Origin of the sequence: Acinetobacter sp. UBA3025 (assembly GCF_002367915.1) — a bacterium.
Lineage (GTDB): Bacteria > Pseudomonadota > Gammaproteobacteria > Pseudomonadales > Moraxellaceae > Acinetobacter.
Genome location: NZ_DFDO01000143.1, coordinates 1 through 23,482 on the forward strand (window position 1 = coordinate 1; position 23,482 = coordinate 23,482).

Annotated in this window: 20 protein-coding genes; 11 read left to right on the forward strand and 9 right to left on the reverse strand. The window is 41.1% G+C overall.

Annotation, left to right across the window (positions count from 1 at the left end; genetic code table 11):
- Positions 1-161 precede the first annotated feature (161 nt).
- The 4 genes from B4J23_RS06005 to B4J23_RS06020 all read left to right on the forward strand — a co-directional run bounded on the left by B4J23_RS06005 (position 162) and on the right by B4J23_RS06020 (position 6,176).
- Positions 162-1,430 (forward strand): sensor histidine kinase, encoded by a 1,269-nt coding sequence (locus B4J23_RS06005; protein WP_291359276.1) that lies wholly within the window; start codon positions 162-164, stop codon positions 1,428-1,430.
- Between the two features lie 86 nt (positions 1,431-1,516).
- A complete protein-coding gene (gene glnE, locus B4J23_RS06010) occupies positions 1,517-4,267 on the forward strand; it encodes a bifunctional [glutamate--ammonia ligase]-adenylyl-L-tyrosine phosphorylase/[glutamate--ammonia-ligase] adenylyltransferase (protein WP_291359278.1) in 2,751 nt (916 codons plus the stop codon).
- Positions 4,268-4,292: 25 nt separating this feature from the next.
- The gene (locus B4J23_RS06015) at positions 4,293-5,219 is read left to right on the forward strand and encodes a branched-chain amino acid transaminase (protein ID WP_180002350.1); all 927 of its coding nucleotides are present in this window, start codon (positions 4,293-4,295) and stop codon (positions 5,217-5,219) included.
- 87 nt (positions 5,220-5,306) lie between these two features.
- A complete protein-coding gene (locus B4J23_RS06020; RefSeq protein WP_071320433.1) occupies positions 5,307-6,176 on the forward strand; it encodes an ATP-grasp fold amidoligase family protein in 870 nt (289 codons plus the stop codon).
- Positions 6,177-6,246: 70 nt separating this feature from the next.
- Here B4J23_RS06020 and B4J23_RS06025 read toward each other — a convergent pair whose 3' ends face one another.
- Both B4J23_RS06025 and B4J23_RS06030 read right to left on the reverse strand, forming a co-directional pair.
- A complete protein-coding gene (locus B4J23_RS06025) occupies positions 6,247-7,269 on the reverse strand; it encodes an NAD-dependent epimerase (RefSeq protein ID WP_291359282.1) in 1,023 nt (340 codons plus the stop codon).
- On the reverse strand, positions 7,266-8,435 hold the full coding sequence (locus tag B4J23_RS06030) for a nucleotide sugar dehydrogenase (RefSeq protein ID WP_291359284.1): 1,170 nt from the start codon (positions 8,433-8,435) through the stop codon (positions 7,266-7,268). The genes B4J23_RS06025 and B4J23_RS06030 overlap by 4 nt, the downstream gene beginning before the upstream one ends.
- 185 nt (positions 8,436-8,620) lie before the next feature.
- Here B4J23_RS06030 and B4J23_RS06035 point away from each other — a divergent pair, with 185 nt between their 5' ends.
- The 3 genes from B4J23_RS06035 to B4J23_RS06045 are packed head-to-tail and all read left to right on the forward strand — an operon-like array spanning position 8,621 to position 11,194.
- The gene (locus B4J23_RS06035) at positions 8,621-9,394 is read left to right on the forward strand and encodes a glycosyltransferase (RefSeq protein WP_291359318.1); all 774 of its coding nucleotides are present in this window, start codon (positions 8,621-8,623) and stop codon (positions 9,392-9,394) included.
- Positions 9,395-9,448: 54 nt separating this feature from the next.
- Complete coding sequence (locus B4J23_RS06040) at positions 9,449-10,420, forward strand: stealth family protein (RefSeq protein ID WP_291359286.1); 972 nt, start codon at positions 9,449-9,451, stop codon at positions 10,418-10,420.
- 9 nt (positions 10,421-10,429) lie between these two features.
- Positions 10,430-11,194, forward strand: coding sequence for a glycosyltransferase family 25 protein (locus B4J23_RS06045; RefSeq protein WP_291359320.1), 765 nt, complete (start codon positions 10,430-10,432; stop codon positions 11,192-11,194).
- A 217-nt stretch (positions 11,195-11,411) separates the two neighbouring features.
- On the opposite strand, the gene B4J23_RS06050 is transcribed toward B4J23_RS06045, so the two are convergent.
- The 6 genes from B4J23_RS06050 to B4J23_RS06075 form a co-directional block, all read right to left on the reverse strand.
- The gene (locus tag B4J23_RS06050) at positions 11,412-12,044 is read right to left on the reverse strand and encodes a hypothetical protein (protein ID WP_291359288.1); all 633 of its coding nucleotides are present in this window, start codon (positions 12,042-12,044) and stop codon (positions 11,412-11,414) included.
- A 10-nt stretch (positions 12,045-12,054) separates the two neighbouring features.
- A complete protein-coding gene (locus B4J23_RS06055; protein WP_291359290.1) occupies positions 12,055-13,146 on the reverse strand; it encodes a glycosyltransferase in 1,092 nt (363 codons plus the stop codon).
- 131 nt (positions 13,147-13,277) lie between these two features.
- On the reverse strand, positions 13,278-14,150 hold the full coding sequence (locus B4J23_RS06060; protein WP_291359292.1) for a lysophospholipid acyltransferase family protein: 873 nt from the start codon (positions 14,148-14,150) through the stop codon (positions 13,278-13,280).
- Between the two features lie 18 nt (positions 14,151-14,168).
- Positions 14,169-14,390, reverse strand: a complete 222-nt coding sequence (locus tag B4J23_RS06065; RefSeq protein WP_005232078.1) for a hypothetical protein — start codon at positions 14,388-14,390, stop codon at positions 14,169-14,171.
- A gap of 115 nt (positions 14,391-14,505) precedes the next feature.
- On the reverse strand, positions 14,506-16,290 hold the full coding sequence (gene aspS, locus B4J23_RS06070; protein ID WP_291359294.1) for an aspartate--tRNA ligase: 1,785 nt from the start codon (positions 16,288-16,290) through the stop codon (positions 14,506-14,508).
- 161 nt (positions 16,291-16,451) lie between these two features.
- On the reverse strand, positions 16,452-17,216 hold the full coding sequence (locus tag B4J23_RS06075; protein ID WP_291359296.1) for a DUF4184 family protein: 765 nt from the start codon (positions 17,214-17,216) through the stop codon (positions 16,452-16,454).
- A gap of 140 nt (positions 17,217-17,356) precedes the next feature.
- On the opposite strand from B4J23_RS06075, the gene znuD reads away from it, so the two are divergent.
- Together znuD and B4J23_RS06085 are read left to right on the forward strand one after the other, a co-directional pair.
- Entirely contained in the window at positions 17,357-19,471 is a 2,115-nt protein-coding gene (znuD, locus tag B4J23_RS06080) for a zinc piracy TonB-dependent receptor ZnuD (RefSeq protein WP_291359298.1), read from the forward strand.
- A gap of 105 nt (positions 19,472-19,576) precedes the next feature.
- Positions 19,577-21,040: a phospholipase D family protein gene (locus tag B4J23_RS06085; RefSeq protein WP_291359300.1), complete on the forward strand. Its 1,464-nt coding sequence runs from the start codon at positions 19,577-19,579 to the stop codon at positions 21,038-21,040.
- Positions 21,041-21,294: 254 nt separating this feature from the next.
- On the opposite strand, the gene B4J23_RS06090 is transcribed toward B4J23_RS06085, so the two are convergent.
- Positions 21,295-22,308, reverse strand: a complete 1,014-nt coding sequence (locus tag B4J23_RS06090) for a CorA family divalent cation transporter (RefSeq protein WP_004786961.1) — start codon at positions 22,306-22,308, stop codon at positions 21,295-21,297.
- A gap of 152 nt (positions 22,309-22,460) precedes the next feature.
- Between B4J23_RS06090 and B4J23_RS06095 the strand changes: the two genes are divergently transcribed.
- The gene (locus B4J23_RS06095) at positions 22,461-23,051 is read left to right on the forward strand and encodes a TIGR00730 family Rossman fold protein (protein WP_291359303.1); all 591 of its coding nucleotides are present in this window, start codon (positions 22,461-22,463) and stop codon (positions 23,049-23,051) included.
- Positions 23,052-23,079: 28 nt separating this feature from the next.
- Positions 23,080-23,481, forward strand: a complete 402-nt coding sequence (locus tag B4J23_RS06100) for an NUDIX hydrolase (RefSeq protein WP_291359305.1) — start codon at positions 23,080-23,082, stop codon at positions 23,479-23,481.
- Position 23,482 lies beyond the last annotated feature (1 nt).

A 23,482-nucleotide genomic window follows, 5' to 3' on the forward strand; every position in this document is an offset into this window, starting at 1 on the left:
TTGAAGCTATCAATGTATCTTTAGAGAAATAAGTTAACAAATCCTTTGGTCGATAAATGAGATTTTAACGTTGAGTAAATATAGAATCTTTGTTATTGATTGTATTAATTTAGTCGGTTGTAATTTTTATTCTATATTCCATAACATCCAGAGAGGCAGACATGGAACTAAAACTGCTAGAGATCGGTCAGAATACGGAGCAGTTAAGCTCGTGCCGTATATCTCTCATTTTAGGTGTCTATACCTCTGACAATTTATTAGACACCTTCTGTAAAGTCGCCCGTAAAGTACTCGGCGCCAAGACCTGTATCATCGGATTCCATATGGAACCCTATCTCTGGTACAGCTGTCCGCTCGGGTTTCGCGGTTTGCACGTACCCCAGAATGTGGACATCCCTAAATATCTACAAGAAATGGATGTGATCGATCAAAATCATCCTGCATATGTAGAACTATCAGATCATGTGAACAGCCTTGGTGTAGCCCATCAGCGGCTCGTAGCATTCAATTTGAAATCAGCCCAAGGACAGTCTTTGGGGCAGGTGGTTTTCTTTGACGATCAGACTGAAGTATTTGATCAGGAAGCTATTATTATCGTCCAGCAATTTGCTGAATCTTTAGTAAAACGAGTTAAACTGAATGAGGAACATACACAGCTGAAAGAGTTATACGAACAGCAATGTGCACAAAACTTCAGTAAAACCAAATTCTTCCAAATTATTGCTCATGACCTGCGTGCACCTTTCCATGGCTTGTTAGGCTTCTCGGAAGTGCTGGCACAGGAACGTGACACTCTGGATGAATCCAGTATCCAGAGTATTTCTGATTATTTATATGATACGGCTCAATCGACGTATAACTTGTTAGAAAGCCTGTTGACTTGGGCGATGGCCGAGGGTGGACGTTTCGTTTATCATCCGATTAACTATGAATTAAAACAGTCTACTAAAATTGTCTGTGATGTACTGAAAAGTCTGGCGTTGAAAAAGAATATTGAGCTGATTGACCAGGTTCCTGAAGATATCAAGGTGCATGCTGATATCAACATGATTACTTCGGTCTTGCAGAACCTGGTATCGAATGCGCTGAAATTTACTCCAGTTGATCAGGGTGGCCAGGTGATTCTGGCTGCTGAAATGGAAGGTGAGCAAGTCAAGATTACTGTTCAGGATACTGGTCTCGGTATGACTGAAGAGCAAATGAAAAATCTGTTTAGACCTAATCTCACAGTGAGCTTAAAAGGCACAGACAATGAGAAAGGCGCAGGTCTGGGTCTGGTACTGTGTAAGCGTTTTGTAGACCTGAACCATGGACAGATTGTCGTAGATTCTAAAGAAGGCGCTGGAACCACCTTTACTGTGCATTTACCTAAAGTGACCAATGATCATCAGGCATTGGTACTTGAAGATCTGCATACTGAAAAGTCCTGAAAATCATAAATTTCTATTAAAACCGTTCCCACTCGGCCTGAACTCCTGCTATAACTAAATAAAAGTTTTGAGGGAATCACCGAGTGATGGACGCGGTACAATTGCAGAAAACCTTAAGAGCCAGTCAGTATGCAGAACAGGTATTGGCCAATCATCAAGATCTATTGAATCAGGATTATGCAATTGATCAGTTTCAGGGGTCACTCGGCACTGAACAGATTCAAGACTTAATCTATTCCAATCTATTAAATATCAGCGATGAAACCATGTGGATGCGTAGCTTACGTATTCTGCGTGCCCGCCTGATGTTCCGCTGGATCTGGCAGGATGCCAATCAACTCACCGATGTCATCACACTGACTCGCGAGCTGTCTGATTTCGCCGATGTCTGCATCTGCGCTGCCAAAGAGTTTGCCCGTATTCCTCTAGTCGCCAAATATGGCCAGCCAATTGGCTATAACGGTAAAGTTCAAGACCTCATCATCATTGCGATGGGCAAGCTGGGCGCTCAGGAACTCAACCTTTCCAGTGATATTGACCTGATTTTTGCCTTTGATGAACAGGGTGAAACAGATGGGCGCAAATGCATTGACGTTCAGCAGTTCTGTATCCTATGGGGACAAAAGTTAATCTATCTGCTAGACCATATCACCGCTGAAGGTTTTGTATTCCGCGTTGATATGCGTCTGCGACCTTGGGGTGATGGTTCTGCTTTAGCCATCAGTCATGCCGCACTAGAAAAATATCTCAGTCAGCATGGGCGTGAATGGGAACGCTATGCCTGGATCAAAGCCCGCATCGTCAATCCGAGCCCAGAAGGTGATGAACTGCTGGACATGACCCGTCCTTTTGTATTCCGTAAATATGTCGATTACAGCGCTTTTGAAGCCATGCGCGAAATGAAGGCGATGATTGAGCGTGAAGTACAGCGCCGTAATATTGAAGATGATATCAAGCTTGGCGCAGGCGGGATTCGTGAAGTTGAATTTATAGTGCAGGTTTTTCAGCTGATTTATGGCGGAGCCAAGTTAGAGTTGCAAGACCGGCAATGTCTGGTCAGCCTGAATCATCTGGATGAGGCTGAACTGCTGGATGAACAGGCGGTGACTGACCTAGAAGATGCCTATTTATTCCTGCGCCGGGTAGAGCATGCTATTCAGGCGCTGCATGATCAACAAACCCAATGTTTGCCGACTGAGCCAGATTTACGTCAACGTATTGTGGATACTTTGGGCTTTTCAGACTGGTCCGCCTTTATGGAAGTGCTGGATCAAAAACGCGCTAAAGTGATTTACCAGTTTGAGCACTTGATCAAGGAAAATGGACCAGAGCCTCAAGGCAAAAGTTTTTCTCAACTCGAACAACAGCTGAATGAAGTCTTGGATGATCATGCAAAAAATCTGGTGCATGAATTCTGGCATGGTCATGCCTTAAAAAAATTGCCAGCTAAAGCCATTCAACGTTTAAAAACGTTTTGGCCTTATCTGATAGAGGCGATTCTAGAATCAGATAAACCGCAAGTTGCACTGGTTCGCCTGATGCCATTGGTTGAATCAGTCATGCGTCGTACGGTGTATCTGGTGATGCTGATTGAAAGTAAAGGCGCTTTACAGCGTTTGGTCAAGATGGCGACTGTCAGCCCCTGGATCTGTGAGGAGCTTACTCATTATCCGGTATTGCTGGATGAGTTCCTGTCGATGGATTTTGAATTGCCTAAGCGGCAGGATCTGGAAGATAGCCTGCGTCAGCAATTGCTCAGAATCGAAATTGATCAGGTTGAAGATCAGATGCGGGTGCTGCGCCTGTTTAAAAAATCCAATGTCCTTGCGGTAGCTGCCAGTGATGTGTTGGCAGAAAGTCCTTTAATGAAAGTCTCGGATGCCTTAACGGATATTGCAGAAGTCTCAGTGAATGCTGCGCTGCATCTGGCTTATCAGATTGTGGCTAAACGACATGGTTTTCCGTTGGATGCAGAAGGGCAGCGCTGCTCAATAGAACATACGGCTTTTGCCGTCATTGGCTATGGCAAAGTCGGTGGCATTGAGTTGGGTTATGGTTCGGATCTGGATCTGGTCTTCATTCATTATATGGGTGAGCAGGCAGATACGGACGGTCTCAAGCCGATTAGCGGTTTTGAGTTTGCCATGCGTGTGGCACAGAAGTTTATGTCGCTCATGACCACACAAACACTGGATGGACGTGTCTATGAAGTCGATACTCGTCTACGTCCTTCTGGAGAAGCAGGGCTGCTGGTCACTAGCCTGAAAGCATTTGAGCAATATCAATTGAAAAATGCATGGCTGTGGGAACATCAAGCCTTGGTGCGTGCACGCTCCATTGCTGGGGAAGATAGCCTGAGAGAGACATTTGAAGCACTACGCTGTAAAATTCTTACCCAGAAACGCGATATCTGTCATGTACGTAGTGAAGTTCTGAAAATGCGTCAGAAAATGAAAGATCATCTAGGTTCTTCCAAAGAGCAAAAAAAAGATGGGATTTTTCATTTAAAACAAGATGCAGGTGGTATCGTTGATATCGAATTTATGGCACAGTATGCGGTGTTAGCTTGGAGTGGGACGAATAAAGATCTCGCCCATTACTCCGACAATGTAAGAATCCTTGAGGATGCCGCAAAATCAGGTTGCTTATCCAGCGACGATGCGACTGCTCTGATTCAAGCTTATCTCCGTGAACGCGCCGAGAGCCATCGCTTAGCCCTTGCAAATCAATCCATGCAAGTGTCTGCAAGCGACTGGCACGATACCCGAAAGACCGTTTGCAAGTTATGGCAAAGACTGATTGATCCAAGTGCAGTATTTGCACTGGATAGTGAATAATTGTGAAAAAATTGGAGTTTGTGGCATGAATTTGGCTGATCGTGATGGTTTCATTTGGCAAGATGGACAACTAGTAGACTGGCGTGAGGCGAAAACTCACGTATTAACACATACCTTGCACTACAGCATGGGTGTGTTTGAAGGTGTCCGTGCTTATGAAACCCCGAATGGAACGGCTATTTTCCGTCTGAAAGAACACACCAAACGTTTGCTCAATTCTGCAAAAATTTATCAAATGAAAGTTCCATTTGATCATGCAACATTAGAACAAGCTCAAATTGATGTGGTTCGTGAAAATAAATTGGCATCTTGCTATTTACGTCCAATTATTTTTATTGGCTCTGAAAAATTAGGTATTGCTGCTACTGACAATACTATTCATGCTGTAGTTGCAGCGTGGAGCTGGGGTGCTTACCTTGGTGATGATGCGATGGCGAAAGGTATTCGTGTAAAAACTTCATCATTCACACACCATCATCCAAACGTGACCATGTGTAAGGCCAAAGCATCTGGTAACTACACATTGTCGATTCTTGCTCACCAAGAAGTGGCACATTCTGGTTATGACGAAGCAATGCTGCTTGATCCACAAGGCTATGTATGCCAAGGTTCAGGCGAAAACGTATTCCTGGTACGTGATGGCGTAATTCACACTCCAGACATCGCTGGTGGTGCATTAGATGGTATCACTCGTCAATCGATTATTACTATTGCTAAAGATCTTGGCTATGAAGTAGTAGAACGCCGTATTACCCGTGACGAATTCTATATTGCAGATGAAGCTTTCTTCACTGGTACTGCAGCCGAAGTAACGCCAATCCGTGAATATGATGACCGTCAAATTGGTGAAGGTGTACGTGGTCCAATCACCACTCAAATCCAGAAAGCATACTTTGATGCAGTTCAGGGTAAAGACCCTAAATATGCTCACTGGTTAACTTACGTAAAATAAGTTGATTTATAAAGAAAAAGGACTCATTCGAGTCCTTTTTTATTTGTTATAATTCTCATAATAATGAGGGTTATATGATTTATTCTAATGTTAAATACGTTAATTTATAAGGCAAAAATTGTTAGAAGTTTATTTGTATCAGATAAACAATATTTAAAGAAAAGATTCATTAAAAAATTAGGGTATGTCCCTGATTTTAACGAGCCTAAAACGTTTAATGAAAAAGTGACTGCTCGGATGATTTATGATCGCTGTCCTTTCTATACGGTTTTGGCAGATAAGCATGCAGTGCGTGATTTGGTTGCGAATCGTATAGGCACACAATACCTAGTTCCACTTCTAGGTGTTCATCATTATTTTGAAGACATTAAATTTGATCTTTTACCACAGCAATTTGTTCTGAAATGTACACATGATAGTGGTAGTGCTGTCATATGCAAAAAAAAAGATACTTTAGACATGCCTCATGTGAAAAAGAAGATGAATCGTAGTCTAAGTATGAACATGTATTACAGAAAAAGAGAGTGGCATTATAAGAATATCACTCCCAAAATTATGATTGAAAAATACGTTGAATTATATGTAGATCAAATTACACAATCGACGATTACAACATGTCGAGTGCATTGTTTTCAGGGGAAACCTAAGTTTATAGAAGTGGATATCACAGGTGCAGATGGTATTGAGTACTCCAATATTTATAATACATTGTGGGAGCTTCAGTCTTTTACTGTAGATGGTAAGAAAAACACACCTCTGGATGTGAAAGAGCCAGTCGAGTTTGTGAAGATGCTTGAACTCGCTGAACAGCTTTGTTTTAAGTATGGTTATAGTCGGATAGATTTTTTATTAACGAAAGATACTGTATATTTTAGTGAAATTACCTTAACACCGAATGCGGGTCGTATGGTGATTGAACCAAAACAGTGGGATGAAACGTTAGGGCTACTTTGGTAAATAAGTAGCAATTTGATTTATTTATATCAGCACCTTAAGTTCGATTGAGCTTAAAGTGCTTGAAATATAATTAACCCTGATAGAAATCGCGATACCAGTCAACAAACTGTTTTACGCCATCTTCAACAGAAACAGAAGGTTTGTAACCTACACTTTGTTCTAGTGCTGAGCTATCAGCGAAAGTATCTGGTACATCACCGGGTTGTAGTGGCAGTAAGTCCAGAATGGCTTCTTTGCCGACTGCTTTTTCAATGGCATGGATATATTCAATCAGTTTGACTGGCGAATTATTGCCGATGTTAAAGATCCGGAACGGGGCATTGCTGGTGGATGGATCAGGATTGTTGCTATCCCAGTCTGGATTTGGTGCAGCAATCTGGTCACTGGAACGGATCACGCCTTCAGCAATATCTGCAACAAAGGTGAAATCACGGGTATGGTTGCCGTGGTTAAAAACCGGAATAGATTTGCCTTCAATAATGTTCTTGGTGAACTTAAAGAGAGCCATATCCGGACGACCCCAAGGACCATAGACAGTAAAAAAGCGCAAGCCTGTAGTTGGTAGTTTGAATAAGTGGCTATAGCTATGTGCCATCAATTCATTGGCACGTTTGGTTGCTGCATAGAACTGGATTGGATGGTCGACACCATGCTTTTCACTAAAAGGCATGGTGGTGTTGGCGCCATAGACACTACTGGTGCTGGCATAAGTCAGGTGTGGTGTTTTGGCATAGCGACAAGCTTCAATGATATTGGTAAAACCGACAATATTGCTTTCCACATAACTCATCGGATTTTCAAGTGAATAACGTACGCCTGCCTGTGCAGCGAGATGAATCACACGATCAAATTGATGCTCCTGAAAACACTTTTCGACCGCAGCTTTATCTGCAAGGTTAGCATGAATAAAATTGAACTGCCTTGACTGCTGTTCTGCAGTTTTAACTAACAGATCTACACGTGCCTGTTTTAAAGCTGGATCATAGTAGTCATTCATATTGTCGAAACCGACGACATCATCACCACGTTCTAAAAGCTTTTTGGAAACATGAAATCCAATAAAACCTGCTGCACCTGTTACCAGAATTTTCATTCATCGCCTCCAAAAATATCACGAGTATACACTTTATCTTCAACATCACTGAGATCTTTAGATCGACGATTAGTGATGATCACATCTGCTTGCTGTTTAAAAACTTCTAAATTAGTAATCACTTCAGATTTAAAGAACTCGGTTTCTTTTAATGTCGGTTCATAAACAATAACTTCAACTCCCTTGGCTTTAAGGCGTTTCATCACACCCTGAATGGCAGAAGCGCGGAAATTATCTGAACCACTTTTCATGACCAGACGATAAATACCGACCACCGACGGATTTCTAGCTAAAATGGAATCTGCAATAAAGTCCTTACGGGTACGGTTGGAATCTACAATCGCCTGAATGAGATTACTCGGGACCTGACTATAATTCGCAAGCAACTGTTTGGTATCTTTTGGCAGGCAGTAACCGCCGTAACCAAAGGAAGGATTATTGTAGTGGCCGCCAATACGCTGATCCAGACAGACACCTTCAATAATTTGTTGAGTATCCAGGCCAAAGGTTTGTGCATAAGTGTCCAGTTCATTGAAAAAAGCCACGCGCATAGCGAGATAAGTATTCGCGAACAACTTGATTGCTTCTGCTTCAGTCGAGTCAGTAAACAGCACAGGGCTGTTTTTTTTGATTGCACCTTCGATCAGCATATCTGCGAATTGCTGGGCACGCTCTGACTTCTCCCCAACAATAATACGTGATGGATAAAGGTTGTCATGTAAGGCTTTACCTTCACGCAAAAATTCAGGAGAGAAGATGATATTTTCTGTATTAAATTTTTCTTTGGCGGTTTTGGTGAAGCCCACAGGAACTGTAGACTTAATAATCATAACTGCTTGAGGGTTAATCTCGATCACATTACGAATGACACTTTCCACACTCTGGGTATTAAAATAATTGGTTTTGGTATCGTAATCCGTAGGTGTGGCAATAATCACAAAATCTGCATTCTGATAAGCTTCATACTTATCTGTTGTTGCTCGGAAGTTTAGTGGTTTTTCACTTAAAAAAGTTGAAATTTCAGAATCCTGAATTGGAGAAATTTGCTGATTCAACATTTCAACTTTGCTGTCGATAATATCCAGTGCCACGACTTCATGATGTTGCGAGAAGATCATCGCATTGGAAAGGCCGACGTAACCGGTACCTGCAACTGCTATTTTCATATCAACCTGATTATGTATTTCTAATAGGGAGGGCTTGAGTTCAAGCCAATATTGGTGTTCTCAAAGCGACTGCACATCATACCATAAAGTGTTTTTGAGTATGATGAAGGTTATTGAAAAGCAGGCAGTAACTTTGCTTTAGAAATGGTATGATATGGCGCAGAATGCTGGTGGAAGATGAATACATGCAGGAAAACGTAAGCGACTCACTGTCAGGTCAGGCTCATACACAGTCTGAACAGAATATTGTGCTATGCATGAAATGGGGCACCAAATATGGGGCAGAGTACGTCAATCGTTTATACAATATGGTCAAACGTCATACCACGGTTGACTTTAAAATGGTGTGTCTGACAGATCGTACTGAAGGCATTAATCCTGCTGTTGAATGTTTCCCAATTCCTCCATTGGCCCTACCATTGGGCAGTCCTGAACGCGGCTGGAATAAACTTTCTACATTTGAGCCGGATTTATATGGTTTAAAAGGTAATGCACTATTCCTCGATTTAGATGTTGTCATTGTTGATAATATTGATAGCTTCTTCACCCATCCAGGTGATTTTCTGATTATTCATGACTGGAAGCGTCCATGGCGTATTACTGGAAATAGTTCGGTTTATCGTTTCAAACTAGGTGCTTTCCCGGGACTAATGCCATATTTCCGTGAGCATTTTGATGAAATTCGCCAGAAATTCCGTAACGAGCAGGCTTATTTATCCTGGTATGTCGATCAGGAAAAGAAACTGAGTTACTGGCCGGACACTTGGTGCAAGAGCTATAAATATCACTGTCTGCAAAAAATTCCCATGGCTTATTTCAAGCCACCGGTGAAGCCTGAAGGCGTCAAAATTATTATTTTCCATGGTGAAATCAATCCGCCAGATGCCATCAATGGCGGTGGTGGTAAATGGTACCGTTATGTCCTGCCATCGCAATGGATCAAGGATGCTTGGCAATAATTATGTGATGTAATAACTCAGCAATCAGGTACAGATTTTTAAGTGATGAAGTGAATGCAGCAGATTGATATTGTGATTGCCTGGGTGGATGGCAATGATCTTGAATTAAAAAAGAAACGGCATAAATATCTGACTGGTGAAGATGCATCAGACGCAGTCAGTGATACCCGTTTCGCAAGTAACAATGAAATCTACTACAATATTGCTTCAATCCTGAAATATGTACCTTTTTGCCGCAATATTTTTGTGGTGACCGATAACCAGCGTCCAGAATTTATTGGTGAGTTTGCTGCACAAGGTCTGTGTTCTGCTGATAAGATCCGTGTAGTAGATCATCGGGAAATTTTTAAAGGTTATGAGCAGCATTTACCCACTTTCAATACCCGATCGATTGAAAGTATGCTCTGGAATATTGAAGGATTATCAGACTACTTTATTTATTTAAATGATGATTTCTTCTTTAATTCAACCGCACAGGTAGAAGACTTCCTAAATGGTGAAAGTTTAGTTATCTATGGTCACTGGCAAAGCAGTTTTGCACTGAAGACAAAGTTAAAATATCGCCAATTTTTGCAGCGCCAATTTGGCAAGCCGATTCAACCCAAGCATATGATTGCACAAATGCTGGGTGCGGATATCTTGGGCTTTAAAAAGTTTTTTGAAATTCATCATTACCCGCATATTGTCGATCGTCATGCCTTAAAGGATTATTTATTAGCACATCCGCAGTTGTTGGAAACCCAGATTAAATACAAGTTCCGCAGTGTAGAGCAGCTTAATCCCATTTCACTGATGAATCATATCACGATTCAAAAGCAGCAAGCTGAGTTGAAGCCTGATATTGAGCTGGCTTATCTAAAAAATGAAGGTAGCGTCGACAGTTTCATTTCAGCATTAGATAATCCTGTAATAAAATATGGATGTATTCAAAGCCTGGATCAATTGAATCCAGCAGAAGCAAAACAGGTGAGTGAGGCCATGCAGCAAAAACTGGCTGGTTATTTACCAAATTCGATTTTAGCTTAGAGGTTCATGATGAAAGTAATTACTTATCTGATAAATCTGGATGGTAGTCATGAACGACTTGAACGGGCAACGCAGCAGCTTGATGCTGTAAACTGGCCTTTTGAACGTTTTTCTGCGGTGGATGGTCGTGGTAAAGCATTAACTGAATTTGCAAACTATGATGATCGAGGGGCACAGCAGATTTTAGGCCGTAGTCTCATGAATTCAGAGCTAGGATGTTACTTGAGTCATTATGGCTGTGCTGAGAAGTTTTTGAATACTGATGCAGATTACCTGGTTGTGCTTGAAGATGATATGAAGATTGATCCAGACTTTAAGACAAAGCTGGATGGTCTGTTTGAATATCTGGACCAGCATAAAGAACTGGATTGGTATTTAATTAATATTGCCGCCAAAAAGAAAAAGCTGGCAAAAGATATTACCCAGATTGAAGATATGAGTGTCTGGTATGCCTTCTACTTTCCTATTCGTGGTTTGGGTTTAATCTGGTCACGTCAAGGTGCTCGAGCGTTTGTAGAAGCTGGTAAAACCATAAACATGCCGGTAGATATTTTCTTCCAGACTTGGCTGAGTAAGAATGGTAAAGGTTTAGGGGTATGGCCAGCCTTGGTTCGACCTGCTGGTCTGGATAGTGATATTTTGGGAACAGTAGCTTCTGAGGGTGTGTCACGTAAGGAAAAAGAAAACCGTAGTTTATCGTATGGGTTGAAAAAGCAGAAACGTATGTGGCGTGATCGTTATTATGCATTAAGACATTTAGCTTCATTAAAATAGATTTTAGTTTTATAAAAAGTATGGGAATTAGTTAAAGATACAGCTTCTTGTATTGAATAAATTAAAAAAGATTTTAAGAGTAAAATACTGATATAGATTTTCTTAGAAATTAACTCTATCCAGTTAATTTCTAAAAACACTTAGAATTAATATCTGATTTACATATAATTAGTTTAAATCAAAAATAATATTTAGCTTTATAAAGATTTTTATAATCTTAGCTCTTAGGAAATAAATGAATTTTATTTGATTGAATTAAGTTTTCTATAAATTTTTTTTCTTTGTTCCATGCATGTCCATCCCAACCTTCAAAACTAAATCCATGTAAATATATGTCATAGTTTTGATATATAGGATTATTTAAAAAAAAATAAGTTGCTATAATTCCGGTACTAAGTATGTTTTTTGTATTTGGATCTATTAGTTTTTTTAGGTCCAAATAATAGGAGTCAGGGAGAACTTGAACAGTGTTTCCTGTTGATTCTAAAAATTTTAAATATTCGATATTATTAAAATTTGGAGTCAATTTTTTTAAAAAAATAAATATCTTCTTTTTATAAAGTGGTTTTATTTTTTTAATTAAATCATCGCTATAAGGGAAAATAATTGTAAATTTATTTTTTATGGTTTTAGTGAATTCAATAAATTTACTGTGATTTTTTAATTTTTTTTGAACAATATCAACTGTATTTACTAAAAATAAGAAGTTGGTTCTATTTCCTGTCGGGGCTAAAGTCGAAGCTTTTGGTAGATTAAATCTAACGATAATATCTTTATCTGAGATATATGAGTTAATATCAAAAGTATAATCGGAATTAGCGACTAAAATGATTTTGGGGTTTGTATTCATAATCCTGATCTTAATTGTCGATATTGATCTTAAAATAGTCTAAATATTGTTTTGCAATATTACATGGTAAAAAGTTTAAATTAAAGGGTGTGTAAAAATCATTTGGATTTTGCATTACTTGATTCATCTTTTCAGCTAATGCTTTAATGTCATCTACTGCGACTAGATTATTTGGAGAGAGAATCTCATTAGGACCTGAAGGACAGTTGGTACTAATCACAGGGGTACCAAGTGCTAAAGCTTCAGAGATGACCCGTACAAATCCTTCGTATCTAGATGAGAGAATTAGTGCTTGAGCATTTTTAATAAAAGGGTAAGGATTTTTATTAAACCCTAAGAAGTGAACTTTTTTTTCCAAATTTAAGCTGTAAATGAGTTGTTTAATATCTGCTTCTAATTCACCTTTACCCAGTAAATATAAAGGGATTTGTTGTGAAGATTCTGCATAAGCCTTAATTAAGGTGTCGTGTGCTTTTGCATAACAGAACGCACCTACATGTAGCAGATATTTACCTAACTCAGGTTGAAATTCGTTGGCTTGGTTTTGCATATAGTGTTGATCAAATGCATTGTAGATCGTCGAAACATTGGGCAAATCACCGAGCGTTTCTTTGAGGTCATCTTCCACACCCTGACTTACACAGATACATGGGTGCTTTTTATAAATTTCACGATAGCGATTAATGACTTTATTTGGATTTTTGAGTAATGCATTTTCATTTTCTTTTGAAAATGTATTACGAATAACATAGGCAATATTATCAAGTTTACTGTTGGATAAAATCCGATTAGTTTGAATTAAATTAGATAAAATCAAGTCAGGTTGACCAATGTTCTTCAAAACATATTGATCAAATTGTTTAGCGATATACTGATAGCGCCATGTAATTGTAATAAAAAGTTTATAATACCAATGTTTAATATCAATTAAATGATAAATAAAATTTGGATTTATATCGTATTCTTTTGTAGATTGAAAGCATAAAAGATGAACTTCACAACCTATATCATAGAAACCTTGAGCGAGCGTTAAAACTGATCTTTCACCGCCACGGCCAGATAGAGATCGGATTACCAGTAAAATTTTTGGTTGGTTTGACATAGATATATAACTTAAATTTAAGTAAATTTTTACTAATATTTTTAGTAATATAATTAGATTATCATATTACTAAGTATGATTAAACTTATCAATATTAAGGTTTTTGACTCTCAATAGAGCCACAAAAGATTCTAGGCATGCTTTTTATAAAGATTTTGCTCACCTTTTAATTTCCTAAACCTTTTATACCCCCACACATACTGCTCTGGAGCGATATTAATCATACGCTCCATTTCTTTATTTAAGGTATCCACAGAAAGCTGTAAGTCTTTAGACAAAATATCACTGGATAATTCAGTCACATGAATGTCAAATCCACTTAAATCATCATGACGTAGGCAACTCAGACCAATCACAGCACATTGTGTCTTTGCAGCCAATTTGGATAAGAGTGTAGAAGACAGGGCATTCTGACCATAAAAAGGTGAATAGATCCCACCACTTTCCTTAGGCACATGGTCGGGCAGGATCGCAGCAAAGCCACCCCGTTTTAAATGCTTGAATAAAGCCCGTACACCAGTTTCATCAGTCGGAACAAGGGTTGCATTTAAGCATTGACGCGCTTCCAGCATGAACCGATCTACATCCGGGTTTTTACTTGGCTTATACATGATGACTGGACTAGTGTGCTGATTCACCCAGGCATTAAGTAACTCCCAAGTGCCAAAATGAGGAACGACTGCCAAAGTTCCATTCGGATTTTTTAGTGCATCAGTAAAAATTTCTGGATGATGAATATTCCGGATCTGTTTTAATGCAAATTCAGGTTCAGAACCCCAAATTTTGACTGACTCGGCATAGGTCATACATTGGCTTTGAACACTTCGTTTTGCCAGTCGTGTACGTTCCGATGCTGACAGTTCGGGATAGGCAATTCCTAAATTAATTTCTGTAGTACGACGAATTGAGGAATTTGTAATATAGAGAAGTGATCCAACACTTTTCGCCAAATTTTGAATGAATCTTAACGGGAATTTGGAGAGGTTCTTGAGTAATGCGTACATGGTGGGCAGCTTGCCTGATTAAGATTCTTGATCAGGATTGCCTTTAAGCACCATATAAATCAAACCTACAAAAATGACGAGTGCACCTAAAATACTGCTCAGGCAGAAGTACACAATACGGTCATTGGTGTCCAGGTTAAACAGGTTGTTTGCAAGGATATAGCGCATGAACAGCCATTGTACGACTGAAAACACGATCAGCATGATGCCACGGTTACGAACAGCAGGACGCATCGCCATTGCCAAATTACCTAAAAATAGAAACTGAAGCTATTATGCCACTGTCGTGCAGGCTTCTCAATGCAATAAAAAAGCCCTGCTAGAACAGAGCTTTTTTACTTAAATCATCAAGAAATTATTCTTGAGATTCGGCTTTTGGTTTTTCACGTAAGCGAATACCCAAATCACGCAGTTGAGTTGATTCAACTGGTGCAGGTGCTTGAGTCAATGGACATTCAGCAGTTTTGGTTTTCGGGAATGCAATCACATCACGGATTGAAGATGCACCAGTCATCAACATCACCAGACGATCCAGACCGAATGCCAAACCACCATGCGGAGGCGCACCGAATTTAAGCGCATTTAGCAAGAAGCTGAATTTCTCTTCTGCCTCTTCTTCAGAAATACCCAGCGCTTCAAAGATCGCTTTTTGCATTTCTAAAGTATAAATACGCAGTGAACCACCACCGATTTCAGTACCATTCAATACCATGTCATAAGCAACAGACAATGCTTCGCCTGGATTATTCTTCACATCTTCAACACTTGATTTTGGCAGTGTGAATGGGTGATGAACTGATGTCCATTTGCCATCGTCAGTTTCTTCAAACATTGGGAAGTCAACCACCCAAAGTGGCGCCCACTCGCAAGTTGCAAGTTTCAGGTCATGACCGATTTTCACACGAAGTGCGCCCATCGCATCATTTACAACTTTCGCTTTATCTGCACCGAAGAATACGATATCGCCATTTTCAGCACCAACACGTTTCAACAGATCCAGCACGATAGGCTCGATGAATTTAACGATAGGTGATTGAAGACCTTCGATGCCTTTTTCAAATTCATTAACTTTGATGTAAGCCAGACCTTTCGCACCGTAGATGCCTACGAATTTAGTATATTCATCGATTGCACTACGTGGCAGTGAGCCCGCACCTGGAACGCGAAGCGCAACAATACGGCCTTTAGGATCTTTAGCAGGGCCTGCAAATACTTTGAACTCAACGTCTTGCATCAAGTCTGCAACGTCAACAAGTTTCAAAGGAATACGTAAGTCTGGTTTGTCAGAAGCGTAGTCACGCATTGCTTCTGAATAAGGCATACGTTGGAATTTGTCGAATTTGATGCCAAGAAGTTCGTCGAACATCTTAACAGTCATGCCTTCCATCAAATCCATAATATCGTCATCGCTCATGAACGATGTTTCGATGTCGATTTGAGTGAATTCAGGTTGACGATCCGCACGTAAGTCTTCGTCACGGAAACATTTAGCGATCTGGTAGTAACGATCTACACCACCCACCATCAACAACTGTTTGAATAGCTGTGGTGATTGTGGAAGCGCATAGAAGCTACCATTAGATACACGGCTTGGAACTAAGTAGTCACGCGCACCTTCAGGGGTCGCACGAGTCAAGATCGGAGTTTCAACGTCCAGGAAACCGTGATCGTCTAAATAGTTACGGATCAGGTTGGTCACTTTAGAACGGAAACGTAAACGATCGATCATTTCAGGACGACGGATGTCCAGGAAACGATATTTCAAACGAATTTCTTCAGAAATGCTTGTGTTTTCGTCATTTAATGGGAATGGAGGAGTTTCAGACTGAGCAAGAACTTCAATTTCTTTACCCAATACTTCGATTTGACCACTCACCATGTTGGCATTTTCAGTACCCGCATAACGGCGACGTACACGGCCTGTAATTTTTAATACGTATTCAGAACGTGCTTTGTCTGCTGTTGCAAACGCTTCAGGTGTATCTGGGTCGATAACCACTTGAACAAGACCGTCACGGTCACGCATGTCAAGGAAAATGACACCACCGTGGTCACGGCGACGGTGTACCCAACCGCATAATGTTACGGTCTGGTCAATTTGAGCTTCGGTTAAAGAACCGCAGTAATGAGTTCGCATCATAGCGTTAAAAATCCAACTATATGGGTTAAGGAAGCGTATACGTAAACAGCGTACCGCCTTTAGCAAAGGTAGGATTATGCCTCTTTGGGCATGTTGTCACAAGAACTTGAGGCAAAAACAGTATCATTTTAAAGTGAATAAGCAGGAAGTGGGAGATTTTCCTAGCCCATACGCCGATCACGATCCAGAAATAAAAATAGCAGACAGCCCAAACTAAAAGTGATTAAAAAGCCCTGGCTAAATTCATTGATAGAGCGGCCGGTAAAATAATACAGATCAGAACGCCAAGCATCATCCGGAATGTAGCGCATATAGTCCCATGTCGAAAATAAACCTGTGAGCGTAGATAGGCCTAATAAACCCCAACAAAAGATAAGAATCTTGTGACCGACATTTAAATATTGCCGGTGAGTTTTATAGTAATGCAGACTCATCCACAGAATAAAAGGTAGAGCTAGGGCAGAAGTCCCGATCTGTAAAATCCGGTGTAGGGGATAAGTTCGTCCTAAAATTTGATACTGTTGACTGAGAATGTCATAAAAGGCAAAGGTTCGAAAATCCGCATGGGTCAGACCATCCCAAATAATATGGGTTGCTGTCCCAATCACCACTGCAATACACATAGCGCAAATAAATCTGAACGCTGAAAATAGGTTATGAATATTTAAATCATGTTGTATGCCAATAAAACGATAAATTACTGGCCGGTAAATCAGGTACCAGACCGCACAAAAAATAAGACCAATCCATAAATCAGGGTGAATCAGCGAAGACCATAAATGGGTGATATTAGATTCTTTTTGGGTAAAAAGACGGTACAGGTCTGGAACCATGCTGCCAATTGCCAGCGCAGCAACAGGTAGCCTGTTGCCGGTTAAATATGAAATAGGCGGAGCGAGTACAGCATGGGATAAAGTAAAGGGCATAAAAATAGGATTTTACTGCAATAAAAAATATTCAAACGACATTCTAATAAAATATCTTATTGATTACCGTAAAGGATTGCAAAAGCAATGAAATGTTATATTATAACACTATTCGAAATTGCTGAATTTGAGCTTGGGTCATGTCCTTTTCTAAGAATCTAATAACACTCTCAATTTTTGCTGTAGTTGCGCCTACGGTATTTGCTGAACAGTCATCTTCTTCTATTCCTGTACAAACCATGGATACCATTCAGGTACAAGCTCATCCACTGGTACAGACTGCGGCAGATTTTGCAGTTGCTGATCTGATGGTGGATCAGAAAGCCTTATCTGAACGTGCGACGACTATTGGTGATGCGCTGGCAGATGAACTTGGTGTGTATTCAAATCAGTATGGAACCGGAGCGAGCCGACCGGTAATTCGAGGCCAGGATGGTCCACGTGTCAAAGTTTTGCAGCATGCCTCCGAAACGGCTGATGTATCTACTCTATCTCCTGACCATGCGGTGACGGTTGATCCGATTCTGGCCAAACAGGTCGAAGTGATTCGTGGCCCATCAACTTTGCTTTATAGCGCGGGAACCGTCGGTGGTCTGGTCAATGTCACTGACCAGAAAATCCCAACCCAAATGCCGGAAGACGGTCTGGAAGGAACTGCTGGACTACGTTACAACTCGGGCAGTGATGAAAAACTGGCAAGTGCAGGCGTGACTGCTGCAGTCGGTGAAAATTTTGCCCTGCGTGTCGAAGGTACTAAACATAAGGCCAATGACTATATTGCGCCTGATTATGTAGTAGAAGAATCTCATGGCGATCATTCACATTTTCACAAAGAACGTCGTGTAGGCAATACTTTTGCTGAAGGCCAGACTGTAAATATTGGTGGATCATGGATTCATGATCGTGGTTTTGTTGGTCTATCTTATAGCAACCGTCAAGACCAATATGGTTTGCCAGGGCATAGTCATGAATATCATGACTGTCATCCACATGGTAATGAATTGCACTGTGGCGGACATGGCCCAGCACCGCAACCAGATCCAAATGCAGTTGAAGAAGAACACGCACATGGTGGTCCATGGGTTGATCTGGAATCACATCGTTATGATATGCGCACTGAGTTAAATAACCCATTTGCCGGTTTTGACAAGTTGCGTGCCCATGCCAGCTTTACTGACTATGAGCACGATGAACTGGAAGAAAATGAAGTCATTAGTAACTTTAAAAGTAAAGGTTATGATGCTCGTTTAGAACTTGTGCATAAACCAGTCGCTGGTTGGGAAGGGGTCATTGGTACTCAATATAGCCAGCAAAAAATTAATCTTGCCGGTGGTACAGAGGAACATGAGGGCCATTCCCATAGTAGTGTTCTGATGGCAGATACCAAAACTGAAAAATATAGTTTATTTGGTCTTGAGCACAAACAGATCGGGGATGTGCATGTTGAACTCGGTGCACGAGTAGAACATCAAAAAATTGATGTGGATTCAACTCAAAAAAATTACTCAGATACCGGTGTTTCAGGTTCAGCAGCAGCCAATTGGGAATTTGCGCCAAACTATAAGCTTTCTGTGGTTGGCTCGCATCAGCAACGTTTGCCTTTGGCGCAAGAACTTTATGCAGATGGGGTTCACTTTGCCACCAATACTTATGAGCGTGGGAATCAGGATTTAGATGTTGAGAAATCAAATAATCTTGAATTAGGTCTGCATTATGAAGGCGATAAGCTAGACTATCATGTGCATGTCTATCACAACTGGTTTGATAACTACATTTATGGTTCAACGACTGATAGTGAAGGTGACTTCCGCTTGGTCGACTATACACAAGACAAAGCTCGATTCTATGGTACGGAAGCACAAGCTGGTTATCAGATCAATGACATGTATAAGCTCAGTGTCTTTGGTGACTATGTGCGCGGTAAAATCGAAGGCGAGAATGCCCCACGTGTACCGGCAGGTCGCTTAGGCACCAAAGTCGAAGCAGACTTTGCCGATGGCTGGTCAGGTCTGGCTGAGTATTATCATGTCTTTAATCAGGACAAGATCGCCAGTTATGAAGATGAAACCCAAGGCTATAACATGGTCAATGTCGGCCTAAGCTACACCAATAGCATTGCTGATAAAAATGCCTATCGGGTTTATTTTAAAGCCAATAACCTGCTCGATGATCAGGTCTATTCACATAGTTCATTCCTGTCGAATATTCCGCAAGTCGGACGTAATTTCACAGTCGGCGTACAATATGATTTCTAGGATTCAGTTGAAATAACTGACCGAATCCAAGTACTGTCACTGAAATAGACTTGAAAAATCATCAGATTAAACCTAGCCTGAGTATATTGGGTTAGGTTTTTTTTTATGCGTATCTTTCAACGAATTCACAATAAACTGAACTGGTCAAATCGCCGTTATGCGGCCTTGATCATTGGTGTGCTGATGGCCAGTTATCTGGCTTCAGCAATTTATCATACTTATAAACCCTTACCTGAAGGGCTGAATTACACGGGTAAGCTGCGCCATGCACAGGTGAAATTTCTGGTCGATCAGACTTATCTAGATACACAGGGCAAGCAGCAACTGGATCATCAGATTTTTAATGAAATGCTGAAAATGGTTGAGGAAGCAAAATCCCTGATCGTGCTGGATATGTTTCTGTTTAATCAGCAGACCGGTGCCTCTAAACAGGAACATCAGGCACTCAGCAAACAGCTCACAGAGGCCTTACTCAACAAGCGATTGATGCAGCCTGAAGTGGAAATCAAATTTATTACCGATCCGATTAATTCTGTCTATGGTGGAATTACAGCGCAGCATTATCGTGAACTGCGTCAGGCAGGAGTAGATGTAATCGAAACCAATCTGACACCGCTGCGTGCTTCTAATCCAAGCTGGTCAGGTTTCTGGTATCTATGCTGTCAGGGGATTGGCAATAATCCGGAAAAAGGCTGGTTGCCGAATCCGTTTGGTCCAGAAAAAGTGACCTTACGCAGCTATTTCGACTTGTTTAATTTCAAAGCCAATCATCGTAAAACACTGGTCGTTGATACAGATCAGGGCTGGAAAGCACTGGTCACTTCAATGAACCCACATGATGGCAGTTCACGGCACTCCAATATTGGTCTACTGGTCTGGGGCAGAACAGCAATTGATATTCTTGCAACAGAACAGGCGGTCGGGATCATGTCTCAAGCCAATATGCCGGCTGTGATTGCAGGTGAGTTTGAAGCGGAAAAAAACCAGCCTCAAGTTCAGGTGCTGACTGAAAAAGCCATTTATGAGGGGGTTCTAAAGCTGCTTGAAACGGCGAAAGCAGATGAGCAGATTGATCTGGCCATGTTCTATCTGTCAGAACGTAAGATTGTGAAAGGGTTGATTGCAGCACATGAACGCGGAGTGAAACTTCGGATTTTACTTGATCCAAACAAAGATGCATTTGGTCGTGAGAAAAATGGCATTCCTAACCGGCAGGTGGCTTCAGAACTGCATAAAGCTGGTATTCCGGTACGCTGGTGTAATACTCAAGGCGAGCAATGTCATAACAAAATTCTGATGAAATACGGCACTCAGCAAGCTGAAATGATTTTAGGTTCCGCCAATTTCACGGCACGTAACCTAAAAAATTATAATCTGGAAACCAATCTGCGTGTGGTGGGACAACCTCAGGCGGAAGTCTTTAGCGATGCGCAGCAGTATTTCAATACGACTTGGTCTAATTTGAATGGCCGTTCCATGAGCGTGGACTATGCTCAATATGCTGAAGAGTCATTCTGGAAATACTGGTTATACCGTTTTATGGAATGGAGTGGCTGGTCGACGTTTTGATTGGCCTCTCCCTAGCCCTCTCCTGAAAGGAGAGGGAACTTGTATTTTAAAAAAGTGGAGAATTGGTCTAGACTCGAACTTTAAGCAACTATTGGAAGTTTTTTCTCTCTGAGCGAGATTTAAAGCACTGCCCTAAATCTAAGCACAAGAGACTTAGAGAGAGGATTAATTCTGACCTCACCCTTGAGTATCACTGCTACTCATCACCTAAAAGGAGAGGGAGCTTCCTCCCTAAGGAGAAATTAGGAGGGATTCTAAATCCACTTCTTCCATCTAAAGTAAATCAATGGCCCAATCAGGAAGCCCATAATAATAATGCTCACCATCACAAAGCTCATCGAACCTTGAGCGAAGGGCAAGACATCAGTATTCATCCCGTAAATACTGGCAATCAGCATGGGTGGCGCAAGCATACTCGGTAAAATCGAGAAGCGACGGATCGTATCATTCTGTTCAGTGTTAATGAATCCGGACGTGGTATCTAGCAAGAATCGGACTTTTTGGAACAGGAAGGCATCATGCTCGACCAGTGAGCGGACGTCTTCACTGAGTTCTCGAATATCTGCATCATAAATATGACTGCCTAAGGCTCGTGGACGTGACAGGAAGGTAAGTACCCGTCGTAAATCGATCAGACACAGCTGAGCTTTTCCGAGCATATCTTCCAGTTGAGCCAGACGGGTAATCATGTCGTCCAGATCAAGGATCTGTTCACGATGCCGGTTATTCAGCACTTCGGTTGAGTATTTTTCCAGATCCTTATGCACATCTTCCAGAATATCGGCCAACTCATCCAGTTTGGCCTCGAGCAAACCCAGCAAAATCCAGGTTGGATCTTTATAGTCAATATCATAATCATTGCGACGCGCACGGGCACGAAAGGCCCGGAAAGCTACCAGCTTTTCACCGCGTAGGGTAAAGAGCCGGTCTTTATGCAAAATGAAAGCGACTGTCTGAACCGTTGCGAGGATGCTGGCATCATCCTCATGTTCACTTTCGACTTGATAATTTTTATTTTTCGTTAAGAAATAAGTACTGATGTGCAAAATACCGTCATCATCACGGTAAAATCGGGCACTCGAAGAAATATCTTCCAGAGATTTTAAAGTGGGTAGGTTTTGCTCATAGGCATCCAGAATCCATTGCTGTTCTTCCTGTGAAGGCGCAATTAAATCTATCCAAACCAGTTCCGGATGCAGGTCGAAATCACCATTGATGGTGGCATCTTCTAGGCTACCGCGCTCTGTGGCGTAAAAGGCTTCAAGCATGCTGTCTTTTCTCCCTTGCGCAGTATGTTAATCTAAATGCGTGTATTTTAGACAAGGAATTGAATAAAAACACTGATTGTGCAGTTATTTTTGAAAAAAAACTCTCAGGCGCTGCCTGCGTACTATATACCGGCAATGCAATGGTGAAAATGATGAATTCTATCGCAATTTTCTGTGGCTCAGCGCTAGGTTCTGAACCTGGTTATAAACAAATTGCCGAAAAGGTAGGTCAAACCCTGGCAAAAAGACAGCAAACATTGATTTATGGTGGTGGTCGTTCCGGATTGATGGGCATTGTAGCGGATAGTGCCCTGGCTGCAGGGGGAGAAGTCATTGGTGTCATTCCAAGACCCTTGGTGAATCGAGAACTGGCGCATCCGCATATTACCAAGCTGTATGTGGTCGACAATATGCATGAGCGTAAGACCAAAATGTCAGAACTCTCCGATGGTTTTATTGCCATTCCGGGTGGAGCTGGAACGCTCGAGGAAATTTTTGAGCAATGGACCTGGGCTCAGCTCGGGATTCATAAAAAACCTTGCGCTTTTCTTAATGTCGATGGCTTTTATGATGATTTGCTTAAATTTATTCAGATGACCACGGACAAAGGTTTTACCAAGCCGCGTTTTACTGAATCTCTGATCGTGAGTGATGACTTCGAAGAAATTTTGCAGAAATTTCAAGACTACCAGCCGCCTGAAGCAAAATGGGGTATGGTCAATCAGGAAGATCTCGTAAAATAAGTATTTCCCATTTAATCGTTCCGAATTCATGAAAATTATTACCGTTGCAGCTGCCATTATTTTGAATTCAGATCAGCAGCTGCTGGTGGTTCGCAAGAAAAATACTGACTGTTTTATGCAAGTGGGTGGCAAGCTGGAACCGGATGAAGCACCTGAACAAACTATGCTACGTGAAATTCAGGAAGAAATTGGCTGTCAGGCTGAGATTCAGCAATTTATCGGGTGTTTTGAAACTCAAACTGCCAATGAACCGGATCATCAACTGGTCAGTTATGTTTATCTGGTGCAGTTAGATGGCGAACCACATATTGAAGCTGAGATTGCCGAGATGAAATGGGTGGATCTGGATCAGAAAGATGTGAAACTTGCACCTTTAACTACAGAAATTGTCATACCTTGGGTTAAAAAGAACTTACTGGCCCAAGCCTGAT